Origin of the sequence: Tolumonas lignilytica, from assembly GCF_000527035.1 — a bacterium.
Classification (GTDB): domain Bacteria; phylum Pseudomonadota; class Gammaproteobacteria; order Enterobacterales; family Aeromonadaceae; genus Tolumonas; species Tolumonas lignilytica.
In genome coordinates this window covers 2145752-2162709 of sequence record NZ_AZUK01000001.1, presented here as the reverse complement: position 1 = coordinate 2162709, position 16958 = coordinate 2145752, and the positions used below count along the sequence as shown (strand labels likewise).

Here is a 16958-nt window from a genome sequence, read left to right as displayed (position 1 = left end):
CATGCCAGCGTTTGCCTATGAAGCGCTGGATGCGAAAGGTCGGCGCAAAGAGGGAATGATCGAGGCGGATTCCCCGCGTCAGGCCCGACAATTTCTGCGTGAACAGGGATTAACACCGGTTGAACTGACCGAAGCCGTAGAGCGAGTCACACAGCAGACACAGCATCGGCGCTGGTTTCAGCCCCGCATCAGCACCGGTGAACTGGCGCTGTTTACCCGTCAACTAGCAACGCTGGTTGCTGCCGCCTTGCCGATAGAAGAAGCCTTAAAAGCGGTTGCCCAACAAACGGAAAAAGCCCGGCTGAGCACCCTCATTGCGGCCGTCCGGACCAAGGTGCTGGAGGGTCATTCGCTGGCTGAAGGCATGTCTACCTTTCCCTCAGTGTTTGATCCGCTTTATCGCGCCATGGTGGCTGCCGGGGAGAAATCCGGTCATCTCGAAACGGTGCTCAACCGGTTGGCTGATTACACCGAACAACGCCAGCAGATGAAAAACAAGCTGCTGCAGGCCATGATTTATCCGGTCATCCTGACCCTCGTCGCTATCAGCGTCATCGCGATTTTGCTGGCCACAGTGGTACCGAAGGTCGTTGAGCAGTTTGTGCATATGAAACAAGAACTGCCTTTCAGCACCCGCTTTCTGATGGGGGCCAGCGATGTCGTCCGCGGTTATGGTCTATGGTTCCTGTTGCTCACGGCTCTGGCGCTGATCATATGGCGCTCTTGGGTCGCCAAACCAGCTAACCGTCGTCGCTATCACGCGGCTATCCTGCGTTTACCGATCATCGGTCGGGTGAGCAGAGGGCTCAATACTGCCCGCTTTGCCCGCACACTCAGCATTCTGAACTCCAGTGCGGTGCCATTACTGGAGGGGATGCACATCAGCGGAGACGTATTGAGTAATGATGAAGCCAAAATAAAGGTCTCTGAAGCCACCGAACGGGTCAGAGAAGGCTCCAGCCTGCGGGCTGCATTAGAACAAACCAAATTGTTTCCACCGATGATGCTGCATATGATTGCGTCCGGTGAACGAAGCGGTGAACTGGATAATATGTTGGAACGGGCGGCCGACAATCAGGATCGCGAATTTGAAAGTCAGGTCAATATAGCACTCAGTATTTTTGAACCCGCACTGGTGGTCAGTATGGCTGTCGTGGTGCTGTTCATTGTACTGGCGATCCTGCAACCGATCCTGCAACTGAATAATATGGTAGGCCGATAATTTTAATGGGGGTACAGATGCAACATAAACAACAGCGCGGTTTTACATTGTTGGAAATCATGGTGGTGATCGTGATCCTGGGGATTTTGGCCAGTTTGATTGTCCCGAATCTGATGGGCAACAAAGATCAGGCCGACCATCAAAAAGCCGTCAGCGATATTGTGGCGCTGGAAAATGCACTGGATATGTACAAACTGGATAATGGCCGTTACCCAACGACAGATCAGGGGTTACAAGCGTTGCTCACCAAACCGGACAGTGACCCTGTACCCAAGAATTACAAAGACGGCGGCTATATTAAACGTCTGCCTGCCGACCCGTGGCAAAATGACTATCAACTGCTGAGCCCAGGCGAACATGGAACCATTGATGTGTTCTCAATGGGGCCTGATGGTCAGGCCGGAACAGATGATGATGTTGGTAACTGGAATTTGGATAAGCGGGATACGAAACAGTGATGCGTAACTCGATGCGTGGTTTCACGCTGATTGAAATTATGTTGGTCATGATCATTATCGGATGTGCTGCCGGGATTGTGATTTTGTCGATCCCGGGCGGGCCCAATCCGAAGCTCGGAAATGGTCTGGCTGAAGAAAGTCAGCAGTTTGCAGCCACAGTTCAGGTCATGAGCGAACAGGCCACACAGCAAGGCCGTACTATTGGGTTACATATCACCAAACACGGTTATCAATTTATGGTGATGCAACCTAAGGCTGAGGCCAATAGCAATACCGTCACGCAAACAGCAAGCCAGGCCCTAGATACCCTGCCGGACTGGGAACATCAGGTATGGCAGCCCTATAAGAGTGATAAATTACGCACCGCAGGTGAGTTTGATGAAAAGATCTCATTGAAGCTAACACTGGAAGGGTTGCAATTACAGGATGAAGACAACCTTTTAGTCCGTTCGGAACCACAATGGTTTGACACCGAAAACCAGCTCAACGAAACAACACCACAAATCCTGCTCTTACCTAGTGGTGAAATCACCCCTTTCTCGTTGACGCTTGAGGAACAAAAGAGTAACAGCACTCAGTTTCGGCAGATTAAAGGGCACGAAAATGGCCAAATTACAGTGCTGAATAACCCGGCAGACACCGTTTCCGGAGGCAACTCTTGAGATGTCGCGGGATGACATTACTGGAAGTCATGGTTGCCATGGCCATCTTTGCCATTGCCGGGCTGACATTAATGCAAACCGTCACCGGTCAGGTGGTTGCACTCGCTGCACTGGAAGACAAAACCTTTGCCAACTGGGTTGCCGATAATCAAATGGTCACCATTCGTGTATCGGATAAATGGCCTAATTTGAGCTGGAGTACCGGCACAGAAGAGATGGCTGGCAGAACCTATTACTGGCGCTGGCACGGTGTTGAAACGGCTGACCCGCAATTTCGCGCAATTGATGTCGAAGTGCGCGATACAGAAAAAGCCGCCGATCCTCGCGCTTCACTGCGCAGCTACGTGTCCAAGTACTGAAACATGATGCTGACACGAATGCCAAGAAAAGCCTATCCCCGCGGATTTACCTTATTGGAAGTCCTGTTGGCGTTGGTGATTTTTGCAATCTTAAGTCTCAGCGCCTACGCGGTGCTGCAGGGGGTGGTACGCAATGATGAAGTTTCTCAGGCGAAAATCGCCCGGCTAGCCGAGTTGCAACGCGCCATGGCCACCCTGGAACGTGATTTCACGCAAGCCGTTCCTCGCACCACCCGACTTGATGGTGAAACCAGTTCAACGGTTTTTCAGGCGGAACCCTTCCAGTTAGAAAGTGAAGATGGCTCTGTGTTGTTTGTCCGGGCAGGTTGGTTTAACCCCGGTAGCCTGTTACGCCGCTCAGAGCTGCAAAAAGTGGGTTATCGTCTCTCAAAACAGAAATTGGAACGATTAACCTGGCTGTATCCGGATACCGTGACCGGAACGGCACCAGACATCACACCGTTGTTGACCAAGGTGACCGCCTTCAGCCTGCGTTTCTACAAAAATAACGACTGGCAAACCCAATGGTCGACGCCAGCCGAACTGCCAGCCGCGGTAGAAATCACCTTAACACTGGAAGACTATGGCACCATCCAGCGACGTTTTTTGCTCGCCACAACCAGTGGGAGCAACTGATGCAAAAACAACGCGGCATGGCACTGCTGGTAGTATTGTTGCTGTTAGCCGTCATGGTGACGCTGGCCAGTAATATGACCCAACGCTACCGGATGGAATGGCTGCGCACCGATCAACAGCAATTACAAATGCAAAATTACTGGTATTTGCTGGGAACAGAAACACTGATAAGCAAAGCACTTAATCAGGATTTTAAAGATGACCCGGATAAAAACTCGCTGGCACAATATTGGGCAACCGAAGGCCAGGTTTTTCCGGTAGAAAACGCCACATTGCAGGGGGTTGTTCGTGATGCCCAAGCCTGTTTCAACCTGAATTCCCTCAGTGGAAGTGATGCCGAATCACCTAGTGCCAGTTCGACCTATCGGGCTAATGTATTTTATCATTTGCTACTCAACCTGAAGGTGGATGACTATCGAGCCCAACAGATCACGGCCGCCTTGCAAGACTGGTTAGATAGCGATACGAATGTGCGACAGTTTGGCGCCGAAGACAGTGATTACGAGTCACTCACACCGCCCTATTTACCGGCCAATGGGCTGATGCAGGATGTCAGCGAACTTCGCGCTGTGAAAGGGGTCGATGCCAAACTGTATCGCCAGTTGCTACCACTCATTTGTGTCATTCCGGTAAAAACGCTCAGCATCGACATCAATACACTGCGCCCCGTACAGGCCCCCTTACTGGCCTCCCTGTTTCTTGATACGCTGAATGTAGATGATGCCCGCACGCTGTTGGAACAACGACCCCGTGAGGGTTGGGACAGTGTTGCTCAGTTTATGGAATTGGGCGCCTTGAGCAATACAGCCGCTGCTGGTAATCAGGTTTCATCGGCACTGGCGGTCAAAAGCTTCTATTTTCTGGCCACCCTGCAGGCCGATAACGATGGGACCAAAACCCGGCTTATCAGTCTATTTCAGCGCCAGAGCAACAATCAGGTGACTGTTATCCGTCGTCATTTCGGAGGATTTGAGTGAACGAATTTTTATTAGTACGGCTGGGTTCTCGTCATCAGGATTGCGTGTACTGGCTGGTGTGGTCAGTTACCCAGCAAGCCGTCATTTCCAGTGGCCAACTCAATAGCGCCGCACAATTATCGGAACTGACCGAACGCGCCGGGCATCGTCAGGTGATTGTATTGGTCCCGGGCTGCGATGTGATCTTTCGCGAGCTGACACTACCGGGCCGTCTGAATCACCAGACCTTGCGGGCGCTGCGCTTTATGTTGGAAGAACAGATTGCCAGTGATGTCGAACAACTGCATCTGGTGGTTTTAGAACAGCAAGGTCAACAGGCCCATATTGCGGCCGTAGAGCAAAGCCAAATGGCTCAGTGGCTGTCTTGGCTGGCCGATGCCGGCTTGACAGCTCAACAACTGTTGCCAGACGTACTGGCTTTACCTCAACCAACAGATAATGAATGGCCGCTGTTGCAACTGGGCGAACAATGGCTTATCCGTCAATCCACCCATGACGGCAGTGTGGTGGATGGCAGTTGGCTCTCTACCTGGCTGGAAACTCAACCGCATCAACCGAATTTACACAGTTATACCCCAGCGCCATCAGCAGCAGAAAGTGGAAAATGGCAGGTATCGTTGTGCGAATTACCGTTACAGCTGCTAGCGGAACATCTGCCATCCAGACAATGTAACTTATTGCAGGGAGCCTACCGTCAGGTGGCCCCATGGCAGAAACAGTGGTCACGTTGGCGGTGGCCGGCATTATTAGCCAGCTTCTGGTTGGTTCTGGTTATCGGAAATCAGAGCGTGCTTTATCTGCAAACACGCCAACAACAACAGCAACTGCAACAACAGATAACGACTGTCTATCGGCAACTGTTCCCGGAAGAAAAGCGCGTGGTGAATCCTACCGTTCAATTTCGCCAGCATCTGGCCGCATTGCAGCAAACACCGCTCAGTAGCAGCTTCTTAAACCAGCTAAGCATACTGGCACCGTTATTACATCAGACTCCCGATTGCGTGTTACAGCAGCTTCGTTTTGATGCAGATAAGCAGGAATTCCGTGTACAAGTGAGTGCGAAAGATTTACGCATGTTGCAGCAACTGAAAACTCAAGCATCTGCCTCATTCAAAGCCGAAATGTCGGATCTGCAGGAACAAAACGGACAGGCCAGTGGCACCCTGATACTAAGGAGCAAATCATGAAGCAGTGGTGGCAACGATTAATGCCGCGCGAGCGTTGGCTGGTGCTGACAGGAACGGCTGTTCTGCTGGTATTTTTACTGTATCGTCAGGGTTGGGTCCCTTTACAGCAACAGCTGCAACACCAGCAGCATCAGGTGGTGCAGTTACAGCAACAATTACAGTGGATGCGTCAGCAAGCTCCGCTGATTCGGCAACTGAAACAGAGCACACCGTCCAGCAAACGAACCGATGATATTGCCAGTGTCCTGAGTGCCACCAGCCACACGTATCAGATCATCCCCCGCCGTATTCAACCACAGGGAGAAAATGGTGCACTGATTGAGACGGATGCACTGCCATTTGAACAGTTACTCAACTGGCTGGATATGCTGGAACAACAATATGGCATTGTAGTGCAGCAGATTGAACTGCAACCGGCAGGAAAACCCGGTTATGTCTTGGTGAAACGATTGCTACTTGGACGGAATAAAAATTCATAATGCGTATCAAACTTAGACTTCCCCGACTATTGCCGGGCGTTTTGGCCGTTTTCAGTTATCTGCTGTTTTTACTGGCTACCTTACCGGCGGTCTACATTGTTCCGCGTCTTCCCCTGCCTGCAGGGCTTAAGCTCTATGACATTCAGGGTACGCTCTGGCAGGGTCAAATTGGTGAATTACAGTGGCAACAACATGTCTTTCGTCACATCACTTGGGATGTACTATGGCGACGTTTATGGCTGGGAATGCCGACGGTTGAAGTCGTATTGCACGATAAAGAGAATATAGAGGGTCATCTGCGTATTGGCTGGCGTGGTGACTGGTTTGTCAACGACGTGCAGCTGCAGGCCCCCGTCAATGTGTTACAAACTTATACCCCCACACCACTCCCGGCAGAACTGTCTGGAAACTTGTCATTGAACATATCTCAATTGCAAATCAACCCGCACCAATGTCTCTCGCTGGAAGGTCAGGCCCGCTGGTCTCAGGCAAGCATTGCCACACCGCTCGGAGCGGTCGCATTGGATTCACCGCAATTTACCCTGACATGCCATAACCGATCTTTTGTATTGAATGCAGAACAATCGTCGGCAGCCATCCGTAGTCAGACTACCCTTCAACTTGCACTGTCAGGTCGTTATCAGTTGCAAGCCACACTGACTGCTGGCAATGCGTTACCCGAAGCATTACGTTCATCGCTGACGTTACTGGGCACCCCTGATACGAAAGGAACCTTTCATATTAAGCAACAGGGGCAACTGACTAATTTCTAATATTCGAACTATCACACATAAAAATAGGGTTAGCTCGCGTTTAACCGGAGGAAAAACGCGTATTATATCGCCTGTCACAACCACATAAATATTATAAAGAACAAAGAGCAAGGATGGTGTCGTTATCATGAATAGTGCCGCCGCAAAGATCCCGCTGCGTTCAGCAACGCGGATCATGCTGTTTTACACAGTATTGTCACTGGCATGGTTTTATTTCTCCAGTCACAGCTTCGCCCCGACCCATGCAGAAAATGCATCCCCTTTTAGCAGTCTGACATTCTGGGTCACGCTGACCACCTTTATTACCGGGATCACGGTCAGCAGTTTTTTCCTGTTGGTCTGGCGACAGCAATATTTACAGCATCAGCAGGATATGGCGCAGTGCGTCGCCGAAAGAGACAAACTCCTGCATCATTTTTTTGATTTACCGTTGCTTGGCATGGCAATCACCAGCAATGCTCACGGTTGCTGGTTGCGTTTCAATGATCATCTGCTCACCTTATTCAAAGTCTCCCATGAAGAACTGGCTGCGCTCAACTTGCTGGCATTGACTCATCCCGATGATCGTCAAAATGATTTGCTGGAATGGGATCGCATGCAGCGGGGAGACTCTCAAGGATATCGCCGAGAAAAACGCTTTGTACGTCCAGACGGTTCTATTTTGCATGCACTAATTGACACTCGTTGCATCCGCCGTCCGGATGGCAGTATCGATTGCGTGATCAACGTCATTGAGGATATATCCGCCCGCAAAAACAGTGAGCTGAGACTCATCAGGCAGAACAATCTTTATGACATGCTGTCCCAGACCAACCAGGCCATTGTGCGCAGCCAGGATCGCCAAATATTGCTGCAGAATATCTGTCGTATTGCGGTACAGCATGGCGGTTTTGTTTTTGCTTGGGTCAGCTTGTCGGAACATACGCCCACAAGCAACATCGCCAGTTATGGTCACGATAATGGCTTTTTGCAATTTATTGAACAGTATCGACAACAGGTCATTCAAGATACGGGAAGCGCACCGCGGCTTCTGGTGCCAACCGATCGCGCCATTGTCAGCAACACCCATCTGATCCTGAACCACTTCCAGAGTGATGAGTCTGTACGGCCTTTTCATGATGCCGCCATGCGCGCTGGTTTTCAGTCCGCCGGTTATTTTGTGATCCGGGAAAATGGTCGCGTCATTGGTGCACTGAATCTTTATGCCGATGAACCTGATTTCTTTTCGTCAGAAGTACTTGCCACGCTGAATGACATGATGATGGATGTCACTTATGCCTTAGATATGTTACAGCAAGCGAAAGAACGAGCTACTGCCCTGACCGCGCTGCAATACGCCAGCGAGGTAATCGATGCCAGCCCGACCATCCTGTTCCGCTGGCAACCCAATTCCAGTTGGAAACTGGAATATGTCTCCAGCAACGTACAACGCTGGGGATATAAGGCCGATGATTTTATTAACGGCCAACTCACGATGAGTGATTTGTTACATCCGGAAGATTTGCAACGGGTATGGGCTGAAGTCATTCATCATATTGAATCCCGACATCGGGAATATATTCTGGAATGTCGGGTCAGAACGGCAGATGGAGAATACCTTTGGGTTGAAAACCATGTCACCACAGCTTTTGACCGAAAAGGTAAGCCGCAGCGCTTTACCGGTGTCATGACGGACATTACCCAACAAAAAACCAACGAACTACAACTGCAACAAGCGGCAATCGTCTTTGAAAGTACGCGAGAAGGCATTGTCATCACCGATGCCAACCGCAATATAATCAAAGTGAATAGCGCGCTGATTGATCTGTTCGGTTATAAAGAAACAGAACTGTTAGGCCAGCGACCGCGTATTTTCCGCTCAGGCAAACACGACGATATTTTTTATCATCAGATGCGACATGCGCTGGATAACCACGGGTTCTGGCGCGGCGAATTGTGGAATCGCAAGCAAAATGGTGAGCTGTTGCCAATGATGACCAGTATCAACCCGGTCTGCGACAACAATGGTGAAATTCTTTATTACATCAGTATTTATACTGATATTAGTCAGTTAAAAGACTCAGAAGCACGTTTGGAACACATGGCATTGCACGATCCGCTCACGGGTTTACCTAACCGTGCCATGCTGGGAAGACAATTAGGTTGTGCCTTGCAAAATGCCATCCACACCAACACTCGGGTGGCCCTGCTTATGCTGGATCTGGATCATTTCAAGAACGTAAATGACAGCTTCGGTCATCATTACGGCGATGAGTTATTACATCAGGTTTCCGCCAGACTGAAAAACCAGTTAAGAACAACAGATATCGTCTGCCGTTTAGGTGGAGATGAATTTACAATCCTGCTCCAGAACAACCCCTCGCTGGATGATGTGTCCCATCTCGCCGAAAAAATCATTCATGCCCTGCATCAACCGTTCTCGCTGTCTAATGACCGCGATGTGGTCATTGGCACCAGCATCGGGATCAGTCTTTATCCTGAACATGGGCATTCCGCCGAAGATCTCATGCAGCAAGCCGATACCGCCATGTATCGGGCGAAACATGACGGCCGGGATGGCTACCGTTACTTCTCTGAAGAACTGTTCCTCAAGGCCAAAGCGAGACTGGAATTAGAACAACGCCTGCACCGGGCCATCACCAGCAACGAATTTAAAGTATTTTACCAACCACAAATCTCCATCGAGACCAACCAGATCATTGGTGCCGAAGCCTTATTACGCTGGGATGATCCAGAATATGGCCTGATTAAACCCACGGAATTTATCTCAGTCGCAGAAGAGACAGGCCTGATCCAGAACATCGGCGAATGGGTCTTGTATGAAACCTGCCGCCAAGGGCGGCTCTGGCTGGATCAGAATTTGCCAGCGATCAATCTGGCGGTAAATTTATCACCTCTGCAACTGCATCATGGCGATGTACACCAGTTAATCGGCACAATTTTGCAGAATACCTGCTTCCCGGCACATCAGCTGGAACTGGAGCTCACGGAAAGTGCGCTGATGGAACAGCAGGAAGAGGCAGTGAAAATTTTACAAGGATTACGCAAACAGGGGATCCGTATTGCCATCGATGATTTTGGCACCGGCTATTCGTCATTAGCCTATTTGAAGCAATTTCCACTGGATGTGCTCAAGATCGATAAGCGTTTTGTAGAAGATATCCCCTTGGAGCGTGACGACATGGAAATCGCGTCCACCATTGTTGCCATGGGACATTCCTTGAGGCTGACCGTCCTTGCCGAAGGGGTCGAAACCGAAGCCCAGCTTGAGTTCCTGAAACGTCAGGGATGTGATTACTACCAAGGTTATCTGGTGAGCCCGCCGCTACCACCCGATGAATTTGCGCAACTCTTGAAACAACAAAATCATCCGGTAGTTCAGGCCAGTTTTAAACGCAAACGGACTCACAAAGTTAAGACAAATTGCACAACCTGACGCATGAGCTGGGTCAGGGCAGCCTTATCAAGTTCGGGGTTATTGATACTTTGGTTTAACAAACCATCAAAGAGTGCCCCGATAAGGTCTGACTTCACCTGAACATCATAGCTAGAGGAGGCTTTTCGCTGAGTCATCTCTTTTCGTAATAGATCGCACATCCGATCACGGCCAACCGCATGCGATTTTTGTACGGTGGCAGCAATTTGTGGATTTCTGGCAGATTCAGCCATGATCTCCAACATCAATGCGGCATTATCACGATTCATGTTTGCTTCGACACCACAGTCCACGCCATTAATCAGGGCCTGAAAGATGTTGTCCGAAGCGTAAAATATCTCGGTCCATTCCAGCATCTCTTCCATATCGCGTTCTACAATGGCCGCAATAATGGCTTCCTTATTATCAAAGTAATGATAAATATGGCCTGGGCTCATCCCTGCTGTTTTAGATATTTGTGCCATACTGGCACCATGAAAGCCATGATTTCTAAAACAAATCGCAGCGGCATCCAGTACCTGATTTCGTCGCTGAGTCACACGATCAGATTCTGGAGAGGTAATACTTATTTCACTCATCAAACTATCCATATGCCAGGGAATTGATATTTTACCCTGTCTTGCGATTGATACTGAAAAAATTCTAATCTAGAATGGACACTCTAAATAGAATGAACGTTCAATTTTTTGCATAACTTAACGTTTCACCGCTGAATTCGCCAAAGTTCTGTGACATTTATCAGTTGAGATAGTGATATATCCAGACGCCACTATGAATTTGAGGTCAACATGCTGCACAGCGCTACCCTGTATCGTACTACTCCACTCGTATTACTCGCCTCCGCATTATTATTGGCCGGGTGTAAACCATCAGCAGATCAACCTTCGTCTTCTATGGCGGCACATACACCTGAAGTCAATGTCATCGAATTGAAACCACAAGAAATCACTCTGCATACACAGCTACCCGGCCGCACCAGTGCTTATCGGGTAGCGGAAGTTCGTCCGCAGGTCGGTGGCATCATTCTCAAACGTTTGTTTAGAGAAGGCAGTGATGTTAAGGCCGGACAGACACTTTACCAGATTGATCCAGCCAGCTATGAAGCCAGTCTGGCCAGTGCTAAAGCCTCTTATGACCGTGCACTGGCAACAGAAAAAAGCGCCCGCATCAAGGCCGAACGTTACCGCAGCCTGATCAAAACCAAAGGGGTCAGCCAACAAGACTTTGATGATGCCGATGCCAGTTGGCAACAGGCAAAAGCCGATGTTGCTTCCGCAAGAGCAGCTGTTGATACCGCTAAAATCAACCTGAATTACACCAAAGTCGCCGCCCCTATTTCGGGCCGCATCGGTAAGTCATCGGTGACTGAAGGTGCGCTGGTCACGGCCCAGCAGACCACTGCACTGACAACCATTCAGCAATTAGACCCTCTTTATGTCGATGTCAGTCAATCCAGTAGCGACTTATTGAAGCTGAAAAGAGCACTCGCCAGTGGCCAACTGGAATCAGCCGGGGCTCAGGCTGCCAAGGTGAATTTATTGTTTGATGATGGTTCCCGATATACCGAAACCGGTAAATTGCAGTTTTCTGATGTCACGGTAGACACCAGCACAGGCAGTGTGACTGTCCGCGCCATCTTCCCGAACCACGACTTACAACTCCTGCCGGGCATGTTTGTGCGTGCTGAATTAGGGGAAGCCGCATTGCATGATGCCATTCTGGTTCCGCAGTTAGCGGTGAGTCATGACCCGAAAGGAAATGCGACCGTGTTGCTGGTTAATGCAAAAAATCAGGTAGAACAACATCCGTTTGAAACGGTACGCACAGTTGGAAATAACTGGCTGGTTAAAAGTGGCCTGAAAGCCGGTGACAAAATCATTGTCAGTGGCACACAAAAAGTGACGGCAGGTGTCACCGTGAAAGCCAGTGTGGTTGATGCTAGTTCATTAGAAACAGCAGCAACCAATAACCAATAATTTCCAGCGGAGTCATTATGTCCCGATTTTTTATTGATCGCCCCATTTTTGCGTGGGTGATAGCAATAGTGATCATGCTGGCTGGTGCATTAGCCATCAAGAATCTACCCATTGAACAATACCCGACCATTGCGCCGCCTTCTGTGCGGATCCAGGCAACCTATCCTGGCGCATCGGCAAAAACGGTCGAAGACAGCGTGACACAGATCCTGGAGCAAAATATGACCGGGATCGATAACTTGCTGTATATGTCTTCCCAGAGTGACTCCAGTGGCAGTGTTACCGTGACACTGAACTTTATGGCAGGAACCAATCCGGATACCGCGCAAGTTCAGGTTCAGAACAAAGTCCAGCAAGCGCTGAGTTCTCTGCCGCAAGCCGTTCAGGATCAAGGGGTGACCGTTGAGAAATCAAATTCGGCCTTCCTGATGGTGGTCGCACTGATTTCGCAAGATGGGAAAATGAACCAGTCGGATATCAGTGACTATATGGTCACCAATATCAAGGAACCGCTGAGTCGTCTGGAAGGGGTCGGCTCAGTTCGCGTATTCGGTTCTCAATATGCAATGCGTATCTGGCTTGATCCGAACAAACTGAACAGTTACAACCTGATGCCATCAGATGTCACCAGTGCCATTGATGCGCAAAACACCCAGTTTTCTGTAGGCCAGCTGGGCGCAGCACCTGCCGTACCCGGTCAGCAACTGAACGCAACAATTACAGCACAAGGCCGTTTGACCAACGTTGACGAATTTAAAAATATCCTCCTTAAAGTCAATGCAGATGGCTCTCAGGTTCGTTTGCGGGATGTCGCCCGCATCGAATTAGGCGCACAAAGTTATGCATCGGTTGCGCGTCTTGATGGCAAACCGGCGTCCGGTATTGCGATCAGCCTCGCCAGTGGTGCCAACGCGCTGGATACTGCGAAGATTGTTAAAGCCAAAATGGATGAATTATCCAAGTATTTCCCTGCTGGCTTGAAGTTGATGTACCCCTATGACTCCACTACTTTCGTTAAAATTTCGATCAGCGAAGTGGCTCATACGCTGATTGAAGCGATTGTACTGGTGTTCTTCATCATGTACCTGTTCCTGCAAAACTTCCGGGCGACCCTGATCCCAACGATTGCAGTACCCGTGGTTTTGCTGGGTACCTTCGGGATCATGTCTGTCTTCGGCTATAGCATTAATACGCTCACGATGTTCGGCTTGGTACTCGCGATCGGGTTGCTCGTGGATGACGCGATTGTCGTAGTCGAAAACGTTGAACGTGTGATGTCAGAAGAAGGCTTGTCACCGCTTGAAGCCACCCGAAAATCGATGGATCAAATCACGGGAGCACTGGTCGGTATTGCACTGGTGCTTTCTGCGGTGTTTGTGCCCATGGCCTTTTTCAGTGGCTCAACCGGCGCAATTTATCGCCAGTTCTCTGTCACCATCGTGTCGGCCATGGCCCTGTCGGTGATCGTGGCGCTGATCCTGACACCGGCGTTATGTGCCACCTTGCTGAAGCCAGTGCCGAAAGGGGATCATGGTATCCAGAAAGGCTTCTTCGGCTGGTTTAACCGGATGTTCGAGCGCAACACCCGCCGTTATCGCACCTGGGTTGGAAAAGCACTGCAACATACCGGGCGCATGCTGATCATCTATACGGCCCTGCTGGCGGCACTGGCGTTCATGTTTACCAAATTACCAACGTCGTTCCTGCCCGAAGAAGATCAGGGGGCACTGATGGTCATGGTGCAATTACCTACCGGCGCCACACAGGAACGAACCATGAAGGTATTGGATGGCGTGTCCAATTACTTCACCACCCAGGAAAAGAATAATGTTCAAACAGTCTTTACCATTGCTGGTTTCAGCTTTGCCGGTAGCGGACAGAACATGGGGCTCGCATTCGTCAAACTGAAAGACTGGAGCCAGCGAACTGCAGACGGAACTGATTCCACCGCGATTGCAGGTCGTGCCATGGGGCATTTTATGCAGGTGAAAGATGCCTCTATTTTTGCGTTCAACCTGCCCGCCATTCGTGAACTCGGTAATGCCACCGGCTTCGATCTATTCTTGAAGGATGAGGGCGGTCTTGGTCATGATAAATTAATTGCCGCACGCAACCAGTTATTGGGGATGGCAGCAAAAGATCCGATTCTGACCCGTGTCCGTCCGAATGGTATGGAAGACACTCCGGAATACAACATCTCGATCGACTATGAAAAAGCCATGGCGTTAGGTTTGACCGTCAATGATATCAACAATGCACTGTCTATCGCCTGGGGTTCTAAATATGTGGATGACTTTATTGACCGCGGTCGTGTCAAAACCGTTTATGTTCAGGCGGATGCGCCTTTCCGTATGCAACCCGAACACCTCAACCTTTGGTATGTTCGCAACTCCTCCAGCAAGATGGTTCCGTTCTCAGCCTTTGCTAAAGGAAGTTGGAGCTTTGGCTCGCCCAATTTGCAACGCTATAACGGTTCTTCTGCGGTTGAAATTGTGGGTGAACCGAAAGCCGGTTACAGCAGTGGTCAGGCCATGGCTGAAATATCCAAACTGATTGCCCAGCTTCCACCCGGTATTGGCTATGAATGGACCGGACTTTCCTATCAAGAACAGGTTTCCGGCAGTCAGGCTCCCGCGTTGTATGCCATTTCCTTGCTGGTCGTATTCCTATGTCTGGCTGCACTTTATGAGAGCTGGTCAATACCGTTCTCGGTCATGCTGATTGTGCCGCTCGGGGTGTTCGGTGCACTGACTGCCGCCACGTTGCGCACGCTATCGAATGACATTTTCTTCCAGGTCGGGCTCCTGACGACCATTGGTCTATCGGCGAAAAATGCTATCCTTATCGTAGAATTCGCTAAAGAACTGTTCGATAAGGGAATGGGGTTAAAGCAGGCGGTGATCGAAGCTGCTCGAATTCGATTGCGCCCCATTCTGATGACATCCATGGCATTCTTACTTGGCGTATTACCGCTGGTGATCAGTACGGGCGCAGGGGCCAATGGTCGTCATGCCATCGGTACCGGTGTCACCGGGGGGATGATTGCCGCAACCTTATTGGCCATTTTCTATGTTCCCAGCTTCTTTGTGCTGGTCATGAAATATTTCAGTAAATATCGAAAAAACCTAACAACATTGACAACTGCGGAGAACAACCATGATTAAACGCCCTCTTGCGTTCATCGTTCCCTTATTATTAGCAGGTTGTTCTATGGCGCCGGACTATCAACGTCCGGCGGCACCGATTCCTGCCAATTACGTCGTAAATACCAACGAGATTGCGAAAGAAACCGGCTGGAAAGATGTCTTTACCGATCCTGCACTGCAACAGTTAATCGATCTGGCACTGAAAAATAATCGTGATCAACGGATTGCCGTGCTGAATGTTGAAGCCTACCGGGCTCAGTATCAAATTCAACGCGCAGCAGAGTTCCCCACGCTGACTGCGGACGGCTATCAGTCAAGACAACGAATTCCGACCGCCTATTCAGGTGCAGCCCCCAAAATCAGCAGCACTGACTCGGCCACTGTCGGTATCAGTGCTTATGAACTGGATCTCTTCGGTCGGGTCAAGAGTCTGAAAGATAAAGCGCTGGAAACCTATCTGGCGCAAGAAGAAACGCAACGCAGTACCCAGTTGACAATCATAGCCAATGTGGCCTCCGCTTATCTGACTTTACTGGCCGATCAGGATTTATTCCGCTTGGCCGGTGAAACAGCCAAAAGTTATGAACAAAGCTACCAACTGACCGATCAACGTTATCAGGCCGGTATTTCCTCATCATTGGAGCTCAGTCAATCACGCAGTAACCTCGAGAGTGTCCGGGCCAATCTGGCGCAATATCGTCGACAGGTGGCCATAGACCGGAATGCATTACAACTGTTGCTGGGCACCAATATCCCATCCGGCTTATCAACGGGTTTGCCAGATCAAGACCTGATGCTGTTAACGCCGCTGGGAGCAGGGATTCCGTCAACGTTGCTGACCCGCCGTCCCGATATTTTGGCCGCAGAACATGCCCTCAAAGCGTCTAACGCCAATATTGGTGCTGCCCGGGCTGCCTTCTTCCCAACTCTCAGCCTGACCGCATCAGCAGGTAGCATGAGCTCTTCGCTGAGCAGTTTGTTTAACGGTAATTCGGGAACATGGGCATTCCAGCCTAACATCAGTTTACCCATCTTTGATTTTGGCAGCCGATCAGCACAGTTAGATGCAGCCAAAGTGGCGAAACAAATTGAAGTCGCCACCTATGAAAAAGCCATTCAAACCGCCTTTAAAGAAGTTTCAGATGGTTTAGTGGCACAAGATGGTTACCGTGAACAATTGCAGGCGCAGCAAGCACTGGTCGATGCCAACAAAACCTATTACCAACTCGCACAGAGTCGGTATGAGAAGGGGGTTGATAGTTATCTGACCCTGCTCGATGCCCAGCGTTCATTGTTCTCGGCCGAGCAAGGATTAGTCAGTACCCGCCTTGCGCTGCTCAGTAACCGAGTCGGTCTGTTCAAAGCACTGGGTGGTGGCTGGCAGTCCAAAATGTAATGAATCGTCATCAACCAAAATGAGGGAACCAAACACAATCGATACCGGTTTATGGATGGTTCTGGCCTGATCAAAGGCCATTTTGGTCTTTTCGGCATGTTGCCGCACCGGCTTTATATCTTTGATATAAAGCCTTTTTTCTATCTAGTTATAAACGCGCGACGCACTTATGCCCTGGTGGTTTTTCCACCAATGTGCACTTTAACACTATAACTATGCTAATATTGCGATGATTAACAACCCCCCTAGAT

14 protein-coding genes are annotated in these 16958 nt (G+C 49.9%); 13 read left to right on the top strand and 1 reads right to left on the bottom strand.

Annotation, left to right across the window (positions count from 1 at the left end):
- The first annotated feature begins 1 nt into the window (after window position 1).
- From gspF to H027_RS18370, 10 genes are all read left to right on the top strand, one after another.
- Window positions 2-1222, top strand: a complete 1221-nt coding sequence (gene gspF, locus H027_RS0110140; RefSeq protein WP_024872343.1) for a type II secretion system inner membrane protein GspF — start codon at window positions 2-4, stop codon at window positions 1220-1222.
- Window positions 1223-1239: 17 nt separating this feature from the next.
- On the top strand, window positions 1240-1680 hold the full coding sequence (gspG, locus tag H027_RS0110135; RefSeq protein WP_024872342.1) for a type II secretion system major pseudopilin GspG: 441 nt from the start codon (window positions 1240-1242) through the stop codon (window positions 1678-1680).
- On the top strand, window positions 1680-2342 hold the full coding sequence (gene gspH, locus H027_RS0110130) for a type II secretion system minor pseudopilin GspH (protein WP_024872341.1): 663 nt from the start codon (window positions 1680-1682) through the stop codon (window positions 2340-2342). The genes gspG and gspH overlap by 1 nt, the downstream gene beginning before the upstream one ends.
- The gene (gene gspI, locus H027_RS0110125; protein ID WP_024872340.1) at window positions 2339-2701 is read left to right on the top strand and encodes a type II secretion system minor pseudopilin GspI; all 363 of its coding nucleotides are present in this window, start codon (window positions 2339-2341) and stop codon (window positions 2699-2701) included. The genes gspH and gspI overlap by 4 nt, the downstream gene beginning before the upstream one ends.
- 6 nt (window positions 2702-2707) lie before the next feature.
- On the top strand, window positions 2708-3337 hold the full coding sequence (gene gspJ, locus H027_RS0110120) for a type II secretion system minor pseudopilin GspJ (protein ID WP_024872339.1): 630 nt from the start codon (window positions 2708-2710) through the stop codon (window positions 3335-3337).
- Entirely contained in the window at window positions 3337-4314 is a 978-nt protein-coding gene (gene gspK, locus H027_RS0110115) for a type II secretion system minor pseudopilin GspK (protein ID WP_051448978.1), read from the top strand. The genes gspJ and gspK overlap by 1 nt, the downstream gene beginning before the upstream one ends.
- The gene (gene gspL, locus H027_RS0110110; protein ID WP_024872337.1) at window positions 4311-5501 is read left to right on the top strand and encodes a type II secretion system protein GspL; all 1191 of its coding nucleotides are present in this window, start codon (window positions 4311-4313) and stop codon (window positions 5499-5501) included. The genes gspK and gspL overlap by 4 nt, the downstream gene beginning before the upstream one ends.
- Window positions 5498-5980: a type II secretion system protein GspM gene (gene gspM, locus H027_RS0110105; protein ID WP_024872336.1), complete on the top strand. Its 483-nt coding sequence runs from the start codon at window positions 5498-5500 to the stop codon at window positions 5978-5980. The genes gspL and gspM overlap by 4 nt, the downstream gene beginning before the upstream one ends.
- Window positions 5980-6753 (top strand): type II secretion system protein N, encoded by a 774-nt coding sequence (locus H027_RS0110100; protein ID WP_024872335.1) that lies wholly within the window; start codon window positions 5980-5982, stop codon window positions 6751-6753. The genes gspM and H027_RS0110100 overlap by 1 nt, the downstream gene beginning before the upstream one ends.
- Window positions 6754-6880: 127 nt before the next feature.
- Window positions 6881-10189, top strand: coding sequence for a bifunctional diguanylate cyclase/phosphodiesterase (locus tag H027_RS18370; protein ID WP_024872334.1), 3309 nt, complete (start codon window positions 6881-6883; stop codon window positions 10187-10189).
- On the opposite strand, the gene H027_RS0110090 is transcribed toward H027_RS18370, so the two are convergent.
- A complete protein-coding gene (locus H027_RS0110090) occupies window positions 10159-10767 on the bottom strand; it encodes a TetR/AcrR family transcriptional regulator (protein ID WP_024872333.1) in 609 nt (202 codons plus the stop codon). The genes H027_RS18370 and H027_RS0110090 overlap by 31 nt on opposite strands.
- A 213-nt stretch (window positions 10768-10980) precedes the next feature.
- On the opposite strand from H027_RS0110090, the gene H027_RS0110085 reads away from it, so the two are divergent.
- From H027_RS0110085 to H027_RS0110075, 3 genes are read left to right on the top strand one after another with little or no spacing between them, the layout of a single operon-like run.
- Entirely contained in the window at window positions 10981-12165 is a 1185-nt protein-coding gene (locus H027_RS0110085) for an efflux RND transporter periplasmic adaptor subunit (RefSeq protein WP_420804657.1), read from the top strand.
- A gap of 17 nt (window positions 12166-12182) precedes the next feature.
- On the top strand, window positions 12183-15329 hold the full coding sequence (locus tag H027_RS0110080) for an efflux RND transporter permease subunit (RefSeq protein ID WP_024872331.1): 3147 nt from the start codon (window positions 12183-12185) through the stop codon (window positions 15327-15329).
- The gene (locus tag H027_RS0110075; RefSeq protein ID WP_024872330.1) at window positions 15322-16707 is read left to right on the top strand and encodes an efflux transporter outer membrane subunit; all 1386 of its coding nucleotides are present in this window, start codon (window positions 15322-15324) and stop codon (window positions 16705-16707) included. The genes H027_RS0110080 and H027_RS0110075 overlap by 8 nt, the downstream gene beginning before the upstream one ends.
- Window positions 16708-16958: the final 251 nt, after the last annotated feature.

Excerpts from the sequence above, each read along its gene's own strand:
- gspF (WP_024872343.1), top strand. The coding sequence starts at position 2 with ATGCCAGCGTTTGCCTATGAAGCGCTGGATGCGAAAGGTCGGCGCAAA.
- gspG (WP_024872342.1), top strand. The coding sequence starts at position 1,240 with ATGCAACATAAACAACAGCGCGGTTTTACATTGTTGGAAATCATGGTG.
- gspH (WP_024872341.1), top strand. The coding sequence starts at position 1,680 with ATGCGTAACTCGATGCGTGGTTTCACGCTGATTGAAATTATGTTGGTC.
- gspJ (WP_024872339.1), top strand. The coding sequence starts at position 2,708 with ATGCTGACACGAATGCCAAGAAAAGCCTATCCCCGCGGATTTACCTTA.
- gspK (WP_051448978.1), top strand. The coding sequence starts at position 3,337 with ATGCAAAAACAACGCGGCATGGCACTGCTGGTAGTATTGTTGCTGTTA.
- gspM (WP_024872336.1), top strand. The coding sequence starts at position 5,498 with ATGAAGCAGTGGTGGCAACGATTAATGCCGCGCGAGCGTTGGCTGGTG.
- H027_RS0110100 (WP_024872335.1), top strand. The coding sequence starts at position 5,980 with ATGCGTATCAAACTTAGACTTCCCCGACTATTGCCGGGCGTTTTGGCC.
- H027_RS18370 (WP_024872334.1), top strand. The coding sequence starts at position 6,881 with ATGAATAGTGCCGCCGCAAAGATCCCGCTGCGTTCAGCAACGCGGATC.
- H027_RS0110090 (WP_024872333.1), bottom strand. The coding sequence starts at position 10,767 with ATGAGTGAAATAAGTATTACCTCTCCAGAATCTGATCGTGTGACTCAG.
- H027_RS0110080 (WP_024872331.1), top strand. The coding sequence starts at position 12,183 with ATGTCCCGATTTTTTATTGATCGCCCCATTTTTGCGTGGGTGATAGCA.
- H027_RS0110075 (WP_024872330.1), top strand. The coding sequence starts at position 15,322 with ATGATTAAACGCCCTCTTGCGTTCATCGTTCCCTTATTATTAGCAGGT.